Consider the following 19,932-nt stretch of genomic DNA (forward strand, 5'->3'; position numbering starts at 1 on the left):
CGCTTTTGACGTTGACGTTGACGTTGACGTTGATTCTGCAGGTGCAGGGCTGCAAGCCCTGCAGAACAAAACCCCACCCCCTACCAAGGTAGGGCGGCCCGCGCGGCAGCACCGGACTATCCTCGAACCCATGACTTTGTCTGGGAGGGCTGCGTCATGAACTACGAGGAAACCTACCGTCGCTCGATCGACGAGCCGGAGGCCTTCTGGGGCGAGGAAGCCAAGCGCATCCATTGGCACAAACCGCCGCAGCAGGTGCTCGACTACAGCAACCCGCCGTTCCGGCGCTGGTTCGTCGGTGGTGAAACCAATCTCTGCTACAACGCCGTCGACCGCCACCTGGCCGAGCGCGCCGACCAGCTCGCACTGGTTGCCATTTCCACCGAGACCAACAGCACCCGCGAGATCACCTACCGCCAGCTGTATCGCGAGGTGAATGACTTCGCCGCCGTGCTCAAGCACCTGGGTGTCGGCCACGGCGATCGCGTGGTGATCTACATGCCGAACATGGCCGAGGCGGTATTCGCGATGCTCGCCTGTGCGCGCATCGGCGCCGTGCATTCGGTCGTGTTCGGTGGCTTTGCCGCGCACAACCTGGCGCTGCGCATCGACGATGCCAAGCCCAAGCTGCTGATCGCCGCCGATGCCGGCATGCGCGGTGGCAAGCTGATTCCGTACAAGCCGATGGTCGATGCAGCCTGCGCCGAAGCCACGTCGCCACCGCCGCACGTGCTGATCGTGTCGCGTGGGCTGGATGCCGCCGAACCACGCGTGCCGGGCCGCGATGTGGACTACGCCGAGCTGCGTGCGCAGATCGGTGAAGTCGACGTGCCGGTGCAGTGGCTGGAAGCGAGCGAGCCGAGCTATCTGCTGTATACCTCCGGCACCACCGGCAAGCCGAAGGGCGTGCAGCGCGATGTGGGGGGCTATGCGGTGGCGATGGCACAGTCGATGGAAACGGTGTTCGACTGCAGGCCGGGCCAGGTGATGTTCTCCACCTCCGACGTCGGCTGGGCGGTCGGCCATTCCTACAACGTGTACGGCCCGCTGATCGGCGGCTGTACCTCGCTGCTCTACGAAGGGCTGCCGACGAATCCGGACCCGGGCATCTGGTGGGCGCTGTGCGAGCAGTACAACGTGCGCACGATGTTCTCGTCGCCCACCGCCATCCGCGTGCTGAAGAAGCACGACGCGGACTTCATCCATCGCCACGACCTGGGCGCGCTGAAGTACCTGTTCCTGGCCGGCGAGCCGCTGGACGAACCGACCGCGCACTGGATCAGCGAAGCGCTCGGCAAGCCGATCATCGACAATTACTGGCAGACCGAAACCGGCTGGCCGGCACTGACCCTGCTGCCGGGCCTGGAGATGAAGCCGGTGCGTTTCGGCTCGCCCGGGTTCCCCAATCTCGGCTACCGGATGAAGGTGATCGACGAGAACACCGGCGAGGAAGTGGCACCGGGGCAGAAGGGCGTGCTGGTGGTGTCGCCGCCGCTGCCGCCGGGCTGCATGAGCACGGTGTGGAACGACGACAGCCGTTTCCTGCAGAGCTACTTCAGCCACTTCAAGGAGCTGCTGTACAGCTCGCTGGACTGGGCGATCCGTGACGACGATGGTTATACCTTCATCCTCGGCCGTACCGACGATGTGATCAACGTGGCCGGGCACCGCCTGGGCACGCGCGAGATCGAGGAGGCCATCTCCAGCCATCCGCGCGTGGCCGAGGCGGCGGTGATCGGGGTCAAGGATGAACTGAAGGGGCAGGTGCCGCTGGTGTTCGTCACCCTCAAGCAGGGGCTGGATGGCGAGGATCCGGCGCCGGTGGTGGCCGAGATGATGGCCACGGTGACCACCTCGCTCGGCGCGGTCGCACGCCCTGCGCATGTGCACGTGGTCAATGCCTTGCCCAAGACCCGCTCTGGCAAGCTGCTGCGGCGCTCGCTGCAGGCGTTGGCCGAGCAGCGCGACCCGGGTGACCTGTCGACGCTGGACGACCCCAGCGCGCTGGAGGAGATCCGCCGCGCGCTGGGACGCTGACCCGGTAGTGCCGGCCGCTGTCCGGCACCCCCATCAATCCTGAGGTTGCCGGCCAGCGGCCGGCACTACCCGCAGCACTTGCGCTAAGCTCGGCCTGTCATCGACCTGCAACACGCGGTGCGCGCCGGGGAAGGCGCGTGCCGTCCGGGGATGGCACACAGGGGAGCGTGCCCTCAAGGGCGCGCAGGCATTGCGCATCGAGGGAGGGGGAAGCAATGGCATTGCTGCACGCCAAGACGGCTGCTGGCCGTCAGGAAATCGAAGACCGTGGTCGGCGTCTGCCGGCGGCACTGCGTTCGATCCTGCTGATGGTCGACGGCCATCGCGATGACACTGAACTGCGCGGCCTGTTCGAAGGCCTGCGGGCACCGCCGGATGCACTGGAGCAGTTGGCCGCGCAGGGCCTGATTGAAGTGATCGGCGGAAGTGTCGAAACCGCACCGACGCGCAGCATCAGCACCGGCCGTGAACAGGACCCGGCGCTGTACCAGCAGCTGTACGACGCGATGAGTGAGGCCGTGCGTCGGCATCTGGGCCTGAAGGGCTATTTCATGCAGTTGAAGATCGAACGCTGCACCGATGCGCTGGCACTGGAACGCCTGTGCCCGGAACTGCTGGCGGCGGTGGGCAAGGCGCGCAGCCCGGCATTGGCGCAGCGCTGGTGGCAGGAGACCCAGGCGGCCGTGGTCAATGGTGGCGGCGAGGTCGTGCAGGCCTGAGCCACCGCGTAAAGTGATCGGTTCACTTCCCCACAAGGAGTCCCGCGTGCAGGACGACCACGACGACACCGATACCCCCGGCTGGGACGCGATCAATGCGGCGCTGGCGCCGCTGTATGCCGGGCAGGAGCCGCGTCACTACGGCACCGCGCTTCCGTACACGCTCGGTGGCCAGGATCCGCTGGATGGCATCAGCGTGTACTGGGCGGATGCGCCGGTACCGCATTGGCATTACATCACCTACGGCTTCTCCGAGCTGTACGCCAAGGAGAGCAGTGATGCCACCGCCAGCGGCTATGGTTTCGAGCTGACCTTCCGCCTCGCTGCCGACGTCGGTGAGAACGCCGGCAGCACGCCGCCGGTGTGGCCGATGAACCTGCTGCAGAACCTGGCGCGCTATGTGTTCGGCAGTGGCAACGTGTTCGAGGATGGCCACCACCTCAATGCCAACGGCCCGATCGCGTTGGAGACCAACACGCGCTTGTGCCATCTGGCCTTCGTCGCAGATCCGCAGTTACCCGCACGCGACACTGCCAATGGCCACCTGCAGTTCCTGCAGCTGGTCGGGTTGACCGATGAGGAGATGGAAGCGGTCAAGCGCTGGTCGACGCGCGGCGTGCTGCAGGCGCTGCAACCGGCGATGCCGCTGTGGATCAGCGACCTGCATCGCGGCAACCTGCTGGAGGATCCGGCATTGGCCGCACAGGTGCAGGCCGGCAGCGAGCGCGAGGGCTCCAGCACCGGCATGTTGTTCATCGAGACGCTGGACTGGCGCCAGGAGGCGGGCGTCACCACCCTGGTGCTCGGTGCGGGCCAGGTGGCCAGCGTGTGCGAGCTGCTGCCATTGCGCCTGCGCCACGGCAAATCGCTGGAACTGGTCAGCCGCGAGCGGCAGTGGGAATTCATTCCGGCCGCGCGCGGTGAAACCGGCGAGGTATCGGCCGACAGCGCGCGCTGGGCACTGGACGAGACGGGTCTGGAAGCCTTGGCGGGCGTGCGTGCCGAGCGCGGCATCTACCCGGTGGCGGCGGCGCTGCGCATCGAAGTGGTGCCGACCTACCTGCGCGATGCCAAGGGCGAAGTGATCCGCCAGATCGGCTGAGTGTGGCGATTGCACCGATGGGGGCAGAGCCGTCTGCTGTGCAGACGGCTCCGACCCATGGTCTGGCTCAGGCCAGGCCTTCGGCCTTCAGCGCGGCCTGCACGCCGGCATCGGCATCCATGCGCGCCTTGTAGGCGGCCAGGTTGTCCAGGCCGGACAGGTCGACCTTGGTGCCGGCGGCCCAGCGCAGCGTGATGTAGAAGTACGGGTCGGCGAAGCTGCGGAAGCCGGCCAGCCACGGCTTGTCGGCCAGCTGCTTGTCGGCGGTCTCGAACAGGGCGCGCAGGCGCTTGTGCGCGGCGGCGCGGATCGCATCGAAGTGGCTCTCGTCGGCAATGAACTTGCCCGGCGCGAACAGCGGCGAGAAGGCAGGATGCACATCGGAATTGACGAAGGCCAGCCAGCGGGTGGCTTCGGCGCGCTGGCGCGGGCTGCCGTCGCCGCCGAGGCCGGCCTGCGGGAAGCTGTCGGCGATATAGCCCATGATCGCGGCGTTCTGCAGCAGCACGAAGTCGCCGTCGACCAGTGCGGGGACGGCACCGGCCGGATTGATCTTGAGGAATTCCGGGCCCTTCAGGGTGTCCTTGTTCAGCAGTTCAACCTCGAACGGCTGGCCGGTCCACTGCAGGGCGATGTGGTCGGCGGTGGAACAGGCACCGGGCTTGCTGTACAGCTTCATGGGAACTCCAGGTGATGCGGGCGGGAAACGCCCACTATCCCAGAGCTTGCCAGCGGGCGGCAACGCTGCCGCCAGCACGGATCGTTACGACTGCCGCGGCTTGAGGTTCTGCACCTTATAGAAGGTGTGATCGCCGATGGTGGCCACCTGGTAGGCATTGCGCCAGTTCGGGCTGGCAATGGACAGCGCGGCGAAGTGGCTGGCACCGGGCACGATCTCGCGGCGCTCGCCGGCCGGCAGCGCCCAGTTGCGCTCGGCGTCGAAGGCCACGTTCATCGCCTCGCTCCAGGCCGCATCATTGCCCAGCTGGGTGCCGGGCGAGACGATGGTCGGTGCGAACTGCTTGCGCGCGGTGACCACCTGGCACATGGAGTCGCCCCACAGGCCACTGTCGAGGCGGCGCAGGGCGACCTCGGCGACGGCCTGCTGGCCACGCAGGGTCTGGTCGCGGGCTTCCAGGTAAACGGTGGTGCTCAAACACAATGAATCAGCGGCCGGTTGAGGCAACAACTGCGACAGCCAGAGAATCCAGGCCAGTTTCATATAACTCCTTGCTCCGTGTGGGCCGCACCCTCCGGTTCCGGCCGCAGGGGCGACAGGAGGCGGGGTACGACTTGGCGTCATGGGGAGGCGGCCATCGGGGCCGCCCCGTGGGCAGCCCCAAAAGAAACGATCAGTACCGATCGAGGGGGCTGCGCCGGCTCACCGGAAACTGGCTGGTGAGCGGAAAGATGGCGCAAGGTAGGGGGGGATAGCCGAACGCATCGTGAACCGCCCGGCTTGACATTCAGGTTCGGCAGGGGTGACGGAAATCACATTCCGCCCCCCATTCAGGCGCTCATCAGAGCGCGGCGGCGACCCGGCTGCCCTGGTCGATGGCTCGCTTGGCGTCCAGTTCGGCCGCTACATCGGCACCCCCGATCAGCTGCGCGTTGATGCCGGCGGCCTGCAGTTCGGCCTGCAATGCACGATTCGGTTCCTGCCCGGCGCAGATCACCACATGGTCGACCGGCAGCAGCTGTTCGCTGCCTTCCACGCGGATGCGCAGGCCTTCGTCATCGACGCCCAGGTACTCGACGCCACCGAGCATGCGCACGCCCTTGGCCTTCAGCGTGGCGCGGTGGATCCAGCCGGTGGTCTTGCCCAGTCGCGCGCCGGGCTTGCCCGGGCTGCGCTGCAGCAGCCACAGCCGACGCGGTGATGCCTCGACCTCGGGCCGGCCCAGCGAGCCGCGGGCCTCGAACGCGCTGTCCACGCCCCATTCGGCCATCCAGCGTTCCGGATCGAGGGAGGGGGACTCACCGGCGTGGCTGAGGTACTCGCCGACATCGAAGCCGATGCCGCCGGCGCCGATGATCGCCGCATTGGTGCCCACTTCAACCCGGCCCAGCAGCACGTCCAGGTAGCTGACCACCTTGGCGTGGTCGGCGCCGGGGAAGTCGACCTTGCGCGGGGTGATGCCGGTGGCCAGCACCACCTCGTCGAAGCCGGCCAGGGTGGCGGCATCGGCGCGGGTGCCGAGGCGCAGCTGCACGCCGGTTTCGGCCAGCGTGTGGCGGAAGTAGCGCAGGGTCTCGTGGAACTCTTCCTTCCCGGGGATGCGCTTGGCCACGTTGAACTGGCCGCCGATCTCCTCGTTGGCATCGAACAGGGTGACCTGGTGGCCGCGCTGGGCAGCGACGGTGGCACACGCCAGGCCTGCCGGGCCAGCACCGACCACGGCAACTTTCTTCGGCGTGGCGGTGGGGCGATAGACCAGCTCGGTCTCGTGGGCGGCGCGCGGATTGACCAGGCAGCTGGCCAGCTTGTTCTCGAACACGTGGTCCAGGCAGGCCTGGTTGCAGGCGATGCAGGTGTTGATTGCCTCGGCGCGGCCGGCACGGGCCTTGTTCGGCCATTGCGGGTCGGCCAGCAGCGGACGCGCCAGCGACACCATGTCGGCACCGCCGCTGGCGAGGATGCGCTCGGCGACGTCGGGCATGTTGATGCGGTTGGTCGCCACCAGCGGCACCTTCACATGCGGCTTGAGCTTGGCGGTGACCCCGGCGAAGGCGGCGCGCGGCACCGAGGTGGCAATGGTCGGAATACGGGCTTCGTGCCAGCCGATGCCGGAATTGATGATCGTCGCGCCGGCGGCCTCGATGGCCTGCGCCTGCTGCACGATCTCCTCCCAGTTGCTGCCGTCCTCCACCAGGTCCACCAGCGACAGGCGGTAGATGATGATGAAGTCCGGGCCACAGGCCTCGCGGATGCGGCGCACGATCTCGACCGCGAAGCGCATGCGCTGGTTCGCATCGCCGCCCCAGCGGTCGGTGCGCTTGTTGGTGCGCGGGGCGATGAACTCGTTGATGAGGTAGCCCTCCGAGCCCATCACTTCCACACCGTCGTAGCCAGCCTCGCGGGCCAGCTTCGCGCTGCGTGCGTAGTCGGCGATATGGCGCTCGACGCCACTGGCCGACAACGCACGCGGGGTGAACGGGTTGATCGGTGCCTTCAGCTTCGACGGCGCCACCGACAGCGGGTGGTAGGCATAGCGGCCGGCATGCAGCAGCTGCAGGCAGATCTTCGCGCCGTGCTGGTGCGCGGCGGCGGTGAGCTGCCGATGCGGGCGTACTTCCCAGGGCCAGGACAGCTTGCCGCCGAACGGCTTCAGCCAGCCGACCACGTTCGGCGCGAAGCCGCCGGTGACGATCAGGCCGACACCGCCCTCGGCGCGTTCGGCGAAGTAGGCCGCCAGCCGCGGGAAGTCGCGGGCGCGATCCTCCAGGCCGGTGTGCATCGAGCCCATCAATACGCGGTTGCGCAGCTGGGTGAAGCCCAGGTCCAGCGGGGCGAACAGATGGGGGTAGGCGCTTTCGTTGGCTGGCGACATTGTCGATACGCTTGCGTACGGAAGCGCGAAGCGTGCCGCGAAACGGCGGCCGGGGCAAGGGCCGCTGGATCGCGCCTGCGGCGCTGCCCCCGAACTCCGGGGGGCGGTAGTGCCGGCCGCTGGCCGGGTACGCTCGGCACATACGTGCTGTCGCTCCCGCAATTCGCTGCGCGAACCGCGGGCCCCACTTACCGGCCTCCACGCCCCCGCGCCTGCGGCGCTCCCCCCGAACTCCGGGGGGTAGTGCCGGCCGCTGGCCGGGTACGCTCGGCACATGCGTGCTGTCGCTCCCGCAATTCGCTGCGCGAACCGCGGGCCCCACTTACCGGCCTCCACGCCCCCGCGCCTGCGGCGCTCCCCCCGAACTCCGGGGGGTAGTGCCGGCCGCTGGCCGGCATCCTGGGCAGATCAGGGTGCTTGCGGTTGCCGGCCAGCGGCCGGCACTACCGGGGTGCGACCGATCCCGAACCAGCCCAGCGTGACACCACACAGCGGACCGATCAGCAGGGCGAAGGCGAGGGTGCCGAGCCCAACATTGCCGCCCAGCCACCAGCCCAGCAGCAGCACGCTGCCCTCGATCAGGCTGCGCACCTTCCAGATCGGCCAGCCGGTGTGGGCATGCAGGCCGGTCATCAGGCCGTCGCGCGGGCCAGGGCCAAGCCTGGCGCCGATGTACAGGCCGGTGGCCAGGGCGACCAGCAGCATGCCCGCGCAGAACATCGCCAGCTGCCAGCCAAGGCCGACGGCCGGCGGCAGCAGCCATAGCCCGAACTGCGCGGAGGGGCCGATCAGCATCACGTTGAGAACGGTGCCGACACCCGGTTTCTGCCGCAGCGGCCACCACAGCAGCAACACCAGTGCGCCGATGACATTGGTCGCCAGGCCGAACGACAGCGGCGTCTGCGCGGCGATGCCCTGTGACAGGACATCCCAGGGCGCCACGCCGATGGCCGCACGGATCATCAGCGAGGCGCCGAAGCCGTATAGGAACAGGCCGGTGATCAGTTGCAGCAGGCGCAAGGGCAGGGCGGTGGGCATGGCGGTCTCGGGGGAGAGGAATCTGTTTCCACCGTAATCCCGATTCAGTCACTTCCATAGATACAGATGCCGACCAATCCGCCGCTACAGTGTCGTCGAGCGTGCTCGACTGCTCCTGATGAATCAGTCGAGCACGCTCGACGCTACGATCAGACCGCACGGCCGGGCATGGGCTCGGCTTTACAGCGGCGTTCCAGCTTGGCTCAGTCGCCCCAGCCTGCCAGCGCCAGCTTGCCCACCGTGCGTCCGCTGGCCAGGCGCTGATGCGCGATGTCCAGATTTGCCGCATTGATCGGGCCCAGGCTTTCACTGAGGGTGCCGCGCAGCTGGCCGGCATCGATCATGCTGGCCGTGCGGCTGAGGATGCGGTGCTGCTCGATGCAGTCGGCAGTGGCAAAGCGCGAGCGCGCGAACATGAACTCCCAGTGGATGCCGATGCACTTGGCTTTGTAGGGATCGCCGATGCGCAGCGGCCCACGCGGCTCGACGATCAGGCCTACATGTCCCTGCGGCGCCAGCAGCAGGCCCAGTTCGTCCCAGTAGTGATCGGTGTCGGCCAGGTTGAGTGCGACCTGCACCGTGTCGATGCCCAGCGCCTGCAGCTGGGCCTGAAGTGGTTGCCGGTGGTCGATCACGTGCCGGGCACCCATCTGCCGGCACCAGTCGGCCGAGGCCTCGCGCGACGCCGTGGCGATCACCTCGAAACCCGCATGGCGGGCCAGCTGGATTGCCATCGAGCCGACCCCACCCGCACCGCCGATCACCAGCAGGTGCTGGCCGGCGTGGCGGCGATCGTCCAGCCGCAGCGGCATGCGCTCGAACAGCAGCTCCCAGGCGGTGAGCGTGGTCAGCGGCAGCGCTGCGGCTTCAGCGAAATCCAGCGTGGTTGGCTTGCGCGCGACCAGGCGTTCATCCACCCAGTGGTACTGCGCATTGCAGCCGGGGCGGGTGACATCGCCTGCGTAATAAACCTCGTCACCGGAGGCAAACAGGCTCGCCTCGTCGCCGATTGCCTCGACCACGCCGGCAGCGTCCCAACCCAGCACGCGGGGTGCCTGGAGCGTGGCCGGATCCGTGCTGGCACGCTGCTTGCCATCGACGGGGTTGACTGAAACCGCCTCGACCCGGACCAGCAGGTCACGCCCCCGGGGAGGCAGCGGCGGAGGCAGGTGCATATCGCGCAGGGCAGGGGCGGATTCACGACTCAGGGCGACGGCTTTCATCACGGCTCCGGCTGGGTTCGTGGCTCCATCATAAGGTTCCTCACGTTTCCGCAGACGCGCTGAACCGTTTGATGCAGCGCGTTGCGCAATATGTCGTTTTCCCCGCCTAAACCCCGTCAAACCCTTGCAGCGTGAGGGTCTTGCGGATTTTCATCATCCTGTATAGGGTTTCAACGTCGGACCGGCGGACGGTCGGGCGCAACACTTCACATGTTACGGGACTGTTAACATGGCCTTCACCCGCCTGAGCATAATGTTCGCGGCGGTGGCGTGCTGAATCGGCTGTCGTACATCGACGCACTTGTGCTGGCCCATGCCTCTACCGGTTTCATACCCCCGAAATAGGAGCTGTACTCAATGAACAAGAAGATCCTTACTGCCGCGCTGCTGGGCGGCCTGGCTTTTGCCCAGGCAGCTTCGGCGCAGGAGTTCGATGACCGCTGGTACCTGACCGGTTCGGCCGGCTTCAACTTCCAGGACAGCGACCGTCTGACCAATGACGCTCCGTTCGTGACCCTGGGCCTGGGCAAGTTCATCAGCCCGAACTGGTCGCTGGACGGTGAGCTGAACTATCAGAACCCGAACTTCGATTCGAACAAGGACCTGAACTGGTCGCAGTACGGCGTCTCGCTGGACCTGCGTCGCCACTTCATCAAGGAAGGCCGCGGCTGGAACCCGTACATCGTCGGTGGCCTGGGCTACCAGAAGTCGGAAGAAGAGTACCCGGCGCTGAATGCCAACGGTCCGCGCCAGCGTAAGGACGGCAACGTTGCCGCCAAGCTGGGCGTCGGCCTGCAGACCACCTTCGAAAAGCGCGTTGCTGTCCGCGCCGAAGTGGCCTACCGCGCTGACTTCGACGACCAGAGCGTTGCCGCTCCGAAGGAAGACTGGTTCGGTGACGTGCTGGCTTCGGTCGGCGTCGTGATCCCGCTGGGCCCGGCTCCGGTCGCGGCTGCTCCGGCTCCGGCTCCGGTTGCCCCGAGCTGCGCCGACCTGGATGACGACGGTGACGGCGTCAACAACTGCGACGACAAGTGCCCGAACTCGCAGCCGGGTCAGACCATCGGTCCGGACGGTTGCCCGGTTCCGGTCTCCATCGACCTGAAGGGCGTCAACTTCGACTTCGACAAGTCGAACCTGCGTCCGGACGCCGTGGCGATCCTGAGCGAAGCCACCGAGATCCTGAAGCGTTACCCGGATCTGCGCGTTGAAGTTGCCGGTCACACCGACTCGAAGGGTACCGACGCTTACAACCAGAAGCTGTCGGAGCGTCGCGCTACCGCCGTGTACAACTACCTGACCAAGAACGGCGTTGACGCCGGTCGCCTGGTCGGCCCGATCGGCTACGGCGAGAGCCGTCCGATTGCTCCGAACACCAACCCGGATGGTTCGGACAACCCGGAAGGTCGCGCCAAGAACCGTCGTACCGAGCTGAACGTCCAGAACTAAGTTCTGACGCTCTGCCAGTAGGACACAGCAGGACCCGGCTTCGGCCGGGTCTTGTTGTTTCTGCGGCCCGAAATCCGCGTGTCCGTCGGTCCGGGAACAACCGTTCGTCGGGTTTTTATCCGTAAAACCAATGAGTTGCCGTATTCATTGAAAGTGGCGCTTGAAAGCTGTCGCGGCATTGCTAAACTCGCCGCGTCACTTCCTTTCCTGGATGCCCTTCATGTTGCGCTCTGCATCGGCCGCCTTCCTGGCGCTGGCCCTGGTTCCCGCCGCCCACGCTGCGGTCGATTGCTCGGTCAACACCAGCGCTTCGCCGCTGCCGTTGCCGGCCACGACCATCGCGCCGGTGGCCGACGAGCTCTACATCCGTGGCAACCAGCTGGGCATGCCGGCCGGCGTGCTGAGCAGCAACTACGATCCGTCGCAGTCGCTGGACCAGGTGCTGCAGCGCCTGCGCATCGATGGTTGCCAGAACATCGCCAAGGCCATTCCGAGCGCCCCGGCAGTGAAGCCGAACGATCCGGCGGCCTACAAGCCGCAGACCGAATTCGACAACACGCCCTGGCGCTTCGACATGAGCCAGAACGGCAAGCGCATGACCGCCGAAGAGTTCGACGCCTGGATGAAGGCGCGTGGCGTGCGTGTGGTCAAGGCGCGTCCGGCTCCGGCCGCCACTCCGGCCCCGGCCGAAGCACCGGCTGAGACCAAGCCGGTCGACAAGAAGTAAGCGCCGCGGGGAGCAGAGGCTTGCGCACGCGCCGCCCACCTGCCGCCCCCGCCGCCCGCTCCCACGCATCGCGTGGGCGTGCGACTCCCGCTGCCACAGCCGCCGGTGTCCGTCATGGCCTGGCGCGCGTGCTGTCCAAGGCCGGTGTGTGTTCGCGCAGCGAGGCCGCGCGCTGGATCGCCGATGGCCGCGTGCGCGTCTCCGGCCGCATCGTGCGGGATCCCGAATTCCCGATTGGGCAGCCGGCGCCGCCGATCGAGGTCGATGGCCAGCCGATGGGCGCGCCGCAGCGCCTGTACCTGATGCTCAACAAACCGCGTGGGGTGGTGACCACCGCGCAGGACGAACGTGGCCGCGACACCGTGTACCGCTGCTTCGATGGTGCCGGTCTGCCGTGGATCGCGCCGGTCGGGCGCCTGGACAAGGCCAGTGAAGGGTTGTTGCTGTTCAGCAACGATCCGCAGTGGGCCGCGCGCCTGACCGATCCAGAGACCGGCCCGCAGAAGACCTATCACGTGCAGGTGGATCGTCTGCCCGATGAGGACACCCTGGCCGCGCTGCGCGCCGGTGTCGAAGACGAGGGCGAGTTCCTCGTCGCCCAGGCTGTGCGCGTGCTGCGCAGCGGCGATAAGACCGCGTGGCTGGAGGTGGTCCTCGACGAGGGCCGCAACCGCCACATCCGCCGCCTGTTGGCGGCCTTCGACCTGCAGGTGCTGCGCCTGGTCCGGGTTGCGATCGGCGGGCTGCAGCTCGGCGATCTCGGCAAGGGCCAGTGGCGGGTGCTGGAGGTCAGTGACCAGCAGCGGCTGGGGGCCGCTGCACCGGGCTGATCATCGCCCGCGGCCGGCGGTTGCCGGCCACCGTTCCAGGCGTAGGGGGCGTCTGGCTGCTGAATTTCCCGAACGGAGCCTGCCCATGTACCACCCGACCCTCAACCAAACCCTGCGCTGCGCAGGCCTGCTGCTGCCGATGGTGCTGCTGACCGCCTGTGGTGGCCACAAGAAGGTGGCCAAGGCGGAAATGCCGGCCGAGACCCCGGTGGTGGAAGTGAAGACCCCGGAGCTGGATGGTCGCGGCAGCTACCGCTTCCTGATGAGCAACGGCGACAAGAAGATGACCGCCGATGAGTTCGATGCCTGGATGAAGGCCAATGGCATCCGCGTTGCCAAGGGTAACGGCCAGGATGCTGCCGCCAAGCCGGTGGTGGTGGCCAGCAAGGACGAGCCGAAGGGCAAGAAGAAAAAGAAGTGATGCCGGGAAGGTGCCGACCTCGGTCGGCACGCCCTCACGCCCGGTAGGTGCCGACCTTGGTCGGCACGCTTTGGCCGGTGGGGATCAACCCTTGATCACGCCCAGCTCGACACCGATGCGGGTGAACGCATCGATCGCGCGGTCCAGATGCTCGCGACTGTGCGCGGCGCTGATCTGGGTGCGGATGCGGGCCTGGCCCTTGGGCACCACCGGGAAGAAGAAGCCGATCGCGTAGATGCCTTCTTCCAGCAGGCGCTCGGCGAACTTCTGCGCCAGCGGTGCGTCGTACAGCATCACCGGGCTGATCGGGTGTACGCCCGGCTTCACGTCGAAACCGGCGGCGACCATCTTTTCGCGGAAGTAGCGGGTGTTTTCCACCAGGGTGTCGCGCAGATCGTCAGCGGCGGCCAGCATCTCGAACGCTTTGATGCCGGCGGCCACCACATGCGGCGGCAGCGAGTTGGAGAACAGGTACGGGCGCGAACGCTGGCGCAGCAGCTCGATCACCTCGGCGCTGGCGCAGGTGAAGCCGCCCAGTGCACCACCCATGGCCTTGCCCAGGGTGCCGGTGATGATGTCGATCTTTTCCAGCACGCCCTTCACTTCGGCCGAGCCGCGGCCGCTGGCACCGAGGAAGCCGGTAGCGTGGCATTCGTCGATGTGCACCAGCGCGTTGTACTTCTTCGCCAGCGCGGTGATCTCGTCCAGCGGCGCAATGAAGCCGTCCATCGAGAACACGCCGTCGGTGGTGATCAGCTTGGTCTTGCAGCCGGCGGCGTCGGCGGCCTGCAGCTGGGCTTCCAGGTCGGCCATGTCGCAGTTGGCATAGCGGAAGCGCTTGGCCTTGCACAGGCGCACGCCGTCAATGATCGAAGCGTGGTTCAGCGCATCGGAAATGATCGCGTCGTTCTCGCCGAGCAGCGGCTCGAACAGGCCGCCGTTGGCATCGAAGCAGGCCGCGTACAGGATGGTGTCCTGCTTGCCGAAGAAGTCGGCGATCTGCTTCTCCAGCTGCTTGTGCAGGTCCTGGGTACCACAGATGAAGCGCACCGAGGCCATGCCGAAGCCGTGGGTATCCAGCGCATCCTTGGCGGCCTGGATCAGGTCCGGATGGTCGGCCAGGCCCAGGTAGTTGTTGGCACAGAAGTTCAGCACCTTGCGGCCGTCCTCGAGGGTGATCTCGGCCGACTGCGGGCTGGTGATGATCCGCTCGGACTTGAACAGGCCCTGGGCGCGGATGGCGTCCAGTTCCTCGGCGTAGTGGCGGGTCAGGGCGGAGGAGGCGTCGGTCATGGCGTGGGCACGGCTCTGAACGGGGAAACCGCTGATTCTACCGGGCATCGCCGCTTGCCGACCGGCCCGGATGGGGCATCGCCACGGCCGGCACATGTTGCATCGCAATAGCAAACTGGTTAAAAATTCGTGAACCGGAGCTGTCCCGCTCCGGCCGCTACGCCCGCTCCCCGCCTTCCACGCCACCGCCCCCACCGGAGACGCTCATGAAGCACGCCCGTGCCTGCCTCGCCATTGCCGCTGCCCTGACCCTGGCCGCCCCGTTCGCCGCCAGCGCCCAGGAAAACGAATCGCCGTACAGCTGGAACGTCACCGCTGTTTCCGATTACCTGTTCCGTGGTGTGTCGCAGACCGACGAGGATCCGACCCTGCAGGCCGGTTTCACCTACACCAGCCCGGTTGGCCTGTATGCCGGCGTTTGGGGTTCGGGCGTGGACTTCGGTGCAGGTGATCCGAAGACCGAGGTCGACTACCTGATCGGCTACGGCGTGGACGTCACCGAGCGCGTCAACGTCGACGTGCTGCTGAACCGCTACACCTACCTGAAGTCCAGCCACCAGAACTACAACGAGCTGATCACCACCACCACGCTGGATGACACCTACAAGCTGACGGTGGCCTACACCAACGATGTATGGAACAGCAGCACCGATGGCTGGTACTTCGGCCTGGGCGGCAGCTGGGGCCTGCCGAAGGATTTCACCCTGAATGCCAATGTCGGCCGCAGCACGTTTGAAGACGGCATCGCCAAGGATTACACCGACTGGAATGTCGGCGTTGAGCGCCAGTTCGGGATGGCCAAGGTCGGCCTGGGCTACTACGGTACCGACGGCAACGGCCGCGACAACTCCGGCAAGCTGGCCCACAGCCGCGTGATGCTGAGCGTGGCCATCGGCAAGTAACGCCGCAGGCGTTACCGGTAGTGCCGGCCGCTGGCCGGCAACATCGGGATGGCAAAGAAAAAGGCGCCCATCGGGCGCCTTTTTCAATTTCAAGGTGTGCCGAGCAAGCTCGGCACCCACCCATCGCGCGCGGCGAAGGGTCAATTCCAGCTCAACACCACCTTGCCGGCCTTGCCTTCTTCCATCAGGTCGAAGCCCTTCTGGAAGTCGTCGATCGGCAGCTGGTGGGTCATCACCTTGCCGAGCGGGAAGCCGGACAGCACCAGCTGGGTCATCTTGTACCAGGTCTCGTACATCTTGCGGCCGTAGATGCCCTGCACGGTCAGGCCCTTGAAGATGATCTTGTCCCAGTCGCAGCCGGCGCCCTTGGGCATGATCCCGAGCATGGCGATCTTGCCGCCGTGGTACATGCAGTCGAGCATGTCGTTGAACGCGCGCGGGTTGCCGCTCATTTCCAGGCCCACGTCGAAGCCCTCCATGTGCAGTTCCTTCATCACGTCCTTCAGCGACTGGTTGGCCACGTTGACCACGCGGGTGGCACCCATGTCGGCGGCCAGCTTCAGACGGAAGTCGTTGACGTCGGTCACCACCACGTTGCGTGCACCGATGTGCTTGCAGATGCCGGCGGCGATGATGCCGATCGGGCCGGCACCGGTGATCAGCACGTCTTCACCGATCACATTGAACTCCAGCGCGCAATGCGCGGCGTTGCCGTACGGATCGAAGAACGCGGCCAGCTCGGACGGAATCTGGTCCGGGATCGGCCACAGGTTGCTGGCCGGCATCACCATGTACTCGGCGAAGGCGCCGTTGACGTTGACGCCGATGCCGACGGTGTTCGGGCACAGGTGCGGGCGGCCGCCACGGCAGTTGCGGCAGTGGCCGCAGACGATGTGGCCTTCGGCCGAGACGCGCTGGCCGATTTCATAGCCGGTCACGGCCGAGCCGAGTGCGGCGACGCGACCGACGAACTCGTGGCCGATGGTCAGGCCCGGCTTGATCGTGCGCTGGCTCCACTCGTCCCACAGGTAGATGTGCAGGTCGGTGCCGCAGATCGCGGTCTTCTCGAGCTTGATCAGGACCTCGTTCGGGCCCGGGGTCGGAACCGGAACTTCTTCCAGCCAGATGCCCTTGGCCGCTTCGCGCTTGACCAGGGCCTTCATCGTTTGCTGCGCCATCGGGGTGGAACTCATCAGGGGGAAAGCGCGGATTATAGGGTGCCGCGCGGATTTCCCATGTTGCGCTGCGGGTGCAGTGACGGAACGAAAGGCGTGTGTTGGCGGGCGTTTCGAACGTGCTGCAAACAGCGGCGCCTCCCTGATCCGGGAAAGGGGGCGTGGTCACCCTGGCCAGGACACGCAAAAGCCCCTCCATGGTGCTCGATGGCGCCATCCGTGGCGCCAACGGTCCCGGCCAGGGTGACCACGCCCCCTCTGGACGATTCCATGTGCGCGGCCGACGTGCGCATGGCAGAGCAAGAAGTAGGCCCATGACTTCCGGGGTTCGGGCCGGGGCAGGGCGGCGGGCTACAATCGAAGGTTCCACTACCAGGGGCCGCTCCATGCGCTCGAACCTGCTTGCATTCTCCATCGTCGCCAGCCTTGGGCTGGCCCAGGTCGCCCATGCCGCTGAAGGCATGTGGGTGCCGCAGCAGCTGCCGGAAATCGCCGGCCCGCTGCAGAAGGCCGGCCTGAAGCTGTCCCCGGAACAGCTGGCCAACCTGACCGGCGACCCGATGGGCGCGGTCGTCGCCCTCGGCGGCTGCACCGCCAGCTTCGTCTCGCCGCAGGGCCTGGTGGTCACCAACCACCACTGCGCCTACGGCGCCATCCAGCTGAATTCGACCGCGCAGAAGAACCTGATCAAGGACGGCTTCAACGCGCCGACCCTGAAGGACGAACTGAGTGCCGGCCCGAACGCCCGCGTGTTCGTGCTCGACCAGATCACCGACGTCACCGCCCAGGCCAAGGCCGCCATTGCTGGCGCCGGCAACGATCCGCTGGCCCGCAGCCGCGCGCTGGACGCCTTCGACAAGGCCCAGGTCGCCGCCTGTGAAGCCGATGCCGGCTTCCGCTGCCGCCTGTACAGCTTCTCCGGCGGCAACACCTACCGCCTGTTCCGCAACATGGAAATCAAGGACGTGCGCCTGGTCTACGCGCCCCCGGGCAGCGTCGGCAAGTTCGGCGGCGACGTCGACAACTGGATGTGGCCGCGCCACACCGGCGACTTCTCGTTCTACCGGGCCTATGTGGGCAAGGACGGCAAGCCGGCCGCCTTCGCCGCCGACAACGTGCCGTACCAGCCCAAGCACTTCCTGAAGTTCGCCGACCAGCCGCTGGGCGCAGACGACTTCGTGATGGTGGCCGGCTACCCGGGCCGCACCAACCGCTATGCACTGGCCGGTGAGTTCAACGAAACCGCCAGCTTCACCTACCCGACCATCGCCAAGCACTACAACGCAGTGCTGAAAATGATCGCCGACGCCGGCAAGGCCGACGCCGACGTCAAGGTGAAGTACGCAGCGACCGCCGCCAGCATGAACAACGTGGCCAAGAACTACCTGGGCCAGCTGGAAGGCTTCAAGCGCATCGACGCCGCCGGCCAGAAGCAGGCTGAAGAAGCCGCCGTGCTGGCCTGGCTGAAGAAGCAGGGTGCTGCCGGCAAGCCGGCCCTGGCCGCCCACGCGCAGCTGCTCAAGCATCTGGATACCAGCAAGTCGACCCGCGAACGCGACCTGTTCGTCGGCCAGTTCAACAACACCTCGGCCGTTGGCGCAGCGATCACCCTGTACCGCCTGTCGATCGAACGCAGCAAGCCGGATGCCGAGCGCGAAGCCGGTTACCAGGAACGCGACCTGACCACCATCGAAGGTGGCCTGAAGCAGATGGACCGTCGCTACGTGGCAAAGATGGACCAGCAGCTGCAGACCTACTGGCTGGACCAGTACGTGGCCCTGCCGGCCGCGCAGCGCGACAACGAAGTGCTGAACAAGTGGCTGGCCGGCAGCGATGCCGCTGCGGTCAAGTCGCTGGTGAACAAGCTGGGCGGCACCGAGCTGGGCAGCCTGGACAATCGCCTGAAGTGGTTCAAGGCCGACCGTGCCGCGTTTGAAGCCAGCAGCGATCCGGCCATCCAGTACGCCGTGGCCGTCATGCCGGCACTGCTGAAGCAGGAAGAGCAGAAGAAGATCCGCGAAGGCGAATCACTGACCGCCCGCCCGCTGTACCTGCAGGCCGTGGCCGACTACAAGAAGAGCCAGGGCGAGTTCGTCTATCCGGATGCCAACCTGTCGCTGCGCATCACCTTCGGCAACGTCATGGGCTATGGCAAGGACGGCGTGAAGTACACCCCGTTCACCACCCTGGAAGGCGTGGCGGCGAAGGAAACCGGTGAAGATCCGTTCGATTCGCCGAAGGCGCTGCTCGATGCGGTCAAGGCCAAGCGTTACGGCGGCCTGGAAGACAAGCGCATTGGTTCGGTGCCGGTGAACTTCCTGTCCAACCTGGACATCACCGGCGGCAACTCCGGTTCGCCGGTGCTGGATGCCAACGGCAAGCTGGTCGGCCTGGCCTTCGATGGCAACTGGGAATCGGTCAGCTCCAACTGGGTGTTCGACCCGGTGATGACCCGCATGATCGCCGTCGACAGCCGCTACATGCAGTGGATCATGCAGGAAGTGGCGCCGGCGCCGCAGCTGCTGAAGGAACTGAACCTGGTCAAGTAAGGTTCGCGGTTCGGGGCGGTCCATCCACGCATGGCGTGGATCTACTGCCTGTACCGAGGGTAGTGCCGGCCGCTGGCCGGCAACCTCGACCAGATATCCGGAGTTTCCGAAACCCCGCGACCCACGTCGCGGGGTTTTTTCATGCCCGGCCCGGCCCGGTGCGCCGAACAGGTATCATCCCTGTTCCGCGTACTTCACAGGATGTGAACGAAACGCGGAAACCTCCTCCCCCCAGGACCCCTTGCACGCATGCGCATCCTGCTTGCCCGCCACGGCGAAACGCCGTGGAACGCCGAAGGCCGCTACCAGGGCCAGATCGATATTCCGCTTTCGCCGATCGGTGAAGCCCAGGCCCAGGCACTGGGTGCCCGCCTGGCCTCGGTGGACATCACCCGTGCCGTCGCCTCGCCGCTGTCGCGCGCCCAGCGCACCGCGCAGCTGGCGCTTGGCGCCGCGCGTGCCGACATGCTGCTGACCGAGCCGGAGCTGCAGGAAATCGCCCACGGTGAGTGGGAAGGCCTGCTCGCCAGCGAGATCAACGAAAAGGATCCGTCGCGCCTGCAGGCCTGGCGCGAGGAGCCCGATACCGTGCTGATGCCCGGTGGCGAATCGCTGCGCCTGGTGCTGGAACGCAGCTGGCGTGGCCTGGCCCGTGCCACCGAAGGCCTCGGCGAGCACGACACCCTGCTGGTGGTTGCCCATGACGCGGTCAACCGCGTGATCCTGTGCAAGGTGCTGGGCCTGCCGATTTCCCGCCTGTGGACCTTCCGCCAGGCACCGACCACGCTCAACCTGCTCGAAGGCGCCGACCTGGACAGCCTGGAAGTGGTGCGCCTGAACGACTGCGCCCACCACACGCCGTTCTTCGGCGAAGCCAAGCACCGCGCACTCTGACCCGCCACACCGAACCACCTGT

Annotated in this window: 17 protein-coding genes; 10 read left to right on the forward strand and 7 right to left on the reverse strand. The window is 66.6% G+C overall.

The features are described from left to right. The first annotated feature begins 156 nt into the window (after positions 1-156). The 3 genes from prpE to ACZK2R_RS03975 all read left to right on the forward strand — a co-directional run bounded on the left by prpE (position 157) and on the right by ACZK2R_RS03975 (position 3,858). Positions 157-2,037, forward strand: coding sequence for a propionate--CoA ligase (gene prpE, locus ACZK2R_RS03965; RefSeq protein ID WP_049400974.1), 1,881 nt, complete (start codon positions 157-159; stop codon positions 2,035-2,037). A gap of 215 nt (positions 2,038-2,252) precedes the next feature. After that, positions 2,253-2,756, forward strand: coding sequence for a hypothetical protein (locus ACZK2R_RS03970; RefSeq protein WP_125895961.1), 504 nt, complete (start codon positions 2,253-2,255; stop codon positions 2,754-2,756). Positions 2,757-2,802: 46 nt separating this feature from the next. Continuing rightward, on the forward strand, positions 2,803-3,858 hold the full coding sequence (locus ACZK2R_RS03975) for a suppressor of fused domain protein (RefSeq protein WP_180838759.1): 1,056 nt from the start codon (positions 2,803-2,805) through the stop codon (positions 3,856-3,858). 67 nt (positions 3,859-3,925) lie between these two features. Here ACZK2R_RS03975 and ACZK2R_RS03980 read toward each other — a convergent pair whose 3' ends face one another. The 5 genes from ACZK2R_RS03980 to ACZK2R_RS04000 form a co-directional block, all read right to left on the reverse strand. Further along, positions 3,926-4,537, reverse strand: a complete 612-nt coding sequence (locus ACZK2R_RS03980; RefSeq protein WP_478445474.1) for a glutathione S-transferase N-terminal domain-containing protein — start codon at positions 4,535-4,537, stop codon at positions 3,926-3,928. Between the two features lie 84 nt (positions 4,538-4,621). After that, entirely contained in the window at positions 4,622-5,080 is a 459-nt protein-coding gene (locus ACZK2R_RS03985; RefSeq protein WP_004154513.1) for a cell wall hydrolase, read from the reverse strand. Between the two features lie 298 nt (positions 5,081-5,378). Next, complete coding sequence (locus tag ACZK2R_RS03990) at positions 5,379-7,409, reverse strand: NADPH-dependent 2,4-dienoyl-CoA reductase (protein ID WP_180838757.1); 2,031 nt, start codon at positions 7,407-7,409, stop codon at positions 5,379-5,381. 408 nt (positions 7,410-7,817) lie between these two features. Then, positions 7,818-8,447: a membrane protein YczE gene (yczE, locus tag ACZK2R_RS03995; protein ID WP_253146072.1), complete on the reverse strand. Its 630-nt coding sequence runs from the start codon at positions 8,445-8,447 to the stop codon at positions 7,818-7,820. Positions 8,448-8,650: 203 nt separating this feature from the next. After that, positions 8,651-9,670: a zinc-binding alcohol dehydrogenase family protein gene (locus ACZK2R_RS04000; protein ID WP_180838307.1), complete on the reverse strand. Its 1,020-nt coding sequence runs from the start codon at positions 9,668-9,670 to the stop codon at positions 8,651-8,653. A 357-nt stretch (positions 9,671-10,027) separates the two neighbouring features. On the opposite strand from ACZK2R_RS04000, the gene ACZK2R_RS04005 reads away from it, so the two are divergent. The 4 genes from ACZK2R_RS04005 to ACZK2R_RS04020 all read left to right on the forward strand — a co-directional run bounded on the left by ACZK2R_RS04005 (position 10,028) and on the right by ACZK2R_RS04020 (position 13,097). After that, the gene (locus ACZK2R_RS04005) at positions 10,028-11,119 is read left to right on the forward strand and encodes an OmpA family protein (RefSeq protein WP_010483958.1); all 1,092 of its coding nucleotides are present in this window, start codon (positions 10,028-10,030) and stop codon (positions 11,117-11,119) included. A gap of 220 nt (positions 11,120-11,339) precedes the next feature. After that, positions 11,340-11,846, forward strand: coding sequence for a hypothetical protein (locus ACZK2R_RS04010; protein ID WP_010483956.1), 507 nt, complete (start codon positions 11,340-11,342; stop codon positions 11,844-11,846). A gap of 20 nt (positions 11,847-11,866) precedes the next feature. Beyond that, entirely contained in the window at positions 11,867-12,676 is an 810-nt protein-coding gene (locus tag ACZK2R_RS04015) for a pseudouridine synthase (protein ID WP_180838308.1), read from the forward strand. Positions 12,677-12,761: 85 nt separating this feature from the next. Further along, entirely contained in the window at positions 12,762-13,097 is a 336-nt protein-coding gene (locus ACZK2R_RS04020; protein WP_049463434.1) for a hypothetical protein, read from the forward strand. Between the two features lie 84 nt (positions 13,098-13,181). Here the strand turns inward: ACZK2R_RS04020 and kbl are convergent, their stop codons facing one another. Beyond that, entirely contained in the window at positions 13,182-14,390 is a 1,209-nt protein-coding gene (gene kbl / locus ACZK2R_RS04025; protein WP_154262458.1) for a glycine C-acetyltransferase, read from the reverse strand. A gap of 206 nt (positions 14,391-14,596) precedes the next feature. Between kbl and ACZK2R_RS04030 the strand changes: the two genes are divergently transcribed. Further along, entirely contained in the window at positions 14,597-15,292 is a 696-nt protein-coding gene (locus ACZK2R_RS04030; RefSeq protein ID WP_071229157.1) for a TorF family putative porin, read from the forward strand. A 140-nt stretch (positions 15,293-15,432) separates the two neighbouring features. On the opposite strand, the gene tdh is transcribed toward ACZK2R_RS04030, so the two are convergent. Continuing rightward, positions 15,433-16,455 (reverse strand): L-threonine 3-dehydrogenase, encoded by a 1,023-nt coding sequence (gene tdh, locus ACZK2R_RS04035; RefSeq protein WP_010483949.1) that lies wholly within the window; start codon positions 16,453-16,455, stop codon positions 15,433-15,435. Positions 16,456-16,853: 398 nt separating this feature from the next. On the opposite strand from tdh, the gene ACZK2R_RS04040 reads away from it, so the two are divergent. Both ACZK2R_RS04040 and ACZK2R_RS04045 read left to right on the forward strand, forming a co-directional pair. Beyond that, entirely contained in the window at positions 16,854-19,016 is a 2,163-nt protein-coding gene (locus ACZK2R_RS04040) for a S46 family peptidase (RefSeq protein WP_049400929.1), read from the forward strand. A 249-nt stretch (positions 19,017-19,265) separates the two neighbouring features. Then, positions 19,266-19,910, forward strand: coding sequence for a histidine phosphatase family protein (locus ACZK2R_RS04045; protein WP_010483945.1), 645 nt, complete (start codon positions 19,266-19,268; stop codon positions 19,908-19,910). Positions 19,911-19,932 lie beyond the last annotated feature (22 nt).

The organism is Stenotrophomonas sp. 96582_Sma, assembly GCF_056480905.1.

Bases quoted from the DNA above. Each gene is read 5' to 3' on its own strand.
- prpE (WP_049400974.1), top strand. From the start codon at position 157: ATGAACTACGAGGAAACCTACCGTCGCTCGATCGACGAGCCGGAGGCC.
- ACZK2R_RS03985 (WP_004154513.1), bottom strand. From the start codon at position 5,080: ATGAAACTGGCCTGGATTCTCTGGCTGTCGCAGTTGTTGCCTCAACCG.
- ACZK2R_RS04000 (WP_180838307.1), bottom strand. From the start codon at position 9,670: ATGAAAGCCGTCGCCCTGAGTCGTGAATCCGCCCCTGCCCTGCGCGAT.
- ACZK2R_RS04045 (WP_010483945.1), top strand. From the start codon at position 19,266: ATGCGCATCCTGCTTGCCCGCCACGGCGAAACGCCGTGGAACGCCGAA.
- kbl (WP_154262458.1), bottom strand. From the start codon at position 14,390: ATGACCGACGCCTCCTCCGCCCTGACCCGCCACTACGCCGAGGAACTG.
- tdh (WP_010483949.1), bottom strand. From the start codon at position 16,455: ATGAAGGCCCTGGTCAAGCGCGAAGCGGCCAAGGGCATCTGGCTGGAA.
- ACZK2R_RS04005 (WP_010483958.1), top strand. From the start codon at position 10,028: ATGAACAAGAAGATCCTTACTGCCGCGCTGCTGGGCGGCCTGGCTTTT.
- ACZK2R_RS03980 (WP_478445474.1), bottom strand. From the start codon at position 4,537: ATGAAGCTGTACAGCAAGCCCGGTGCCTGTTCCACCGCCGACCACATC.
- ACZK2R_RS03990 (WP_180838757.1), bottom strand. From the start codon at position 7,409: ATGTCGCCAGCCAACGAAAGCGCCTACCCCCATCTGTTCGCCCCGCTG.
- ACZK2R_RS04020 (WP_049463434.1), top strand. From the start codon at position 12,762: ATGTACCACCCGACCCTCAACCAAACCCTGCGCTGCGCAGGCCTGCTG.
- ACZK2R_RS04030 (WP_071229157.1), top strand. From the start codon at position 14,597: ATGAAGCACGCCCGTGCCTGCCTCGCCATTGCCGCTGCCCTGACCCTG.
- ACZK2R_RS03970 (WP_125895961.1), top strand. From the start codon at position 2,253: ATGGCATTGCTGCACGCCAAGACGGCTGCTGGCCGTCAGGAAATCGAA.
- ACZK2R_RS04010 (WP_010483956.1), top strand. From the start codon at position 11,340: ATGTTGCGCTCTGCATCGGCCGCCTTCCTGGCGCTGGCCCTGGTTCCC.
- yczE (WP_253146072.1), bottom strand. From the start codon at position 8,447: ATGCCCACCGCCCTGCCCTTGCGCCTGCTGCAACTGATCACCGGCCTG.
- ACZK2R_RS04040 (WP_049400929.1), top strand. From the start codon at position 16,854: ATGCGCTCGAACCTGCTTGCATTCTCCATCGTCGCCAGCCTTGGGCTG.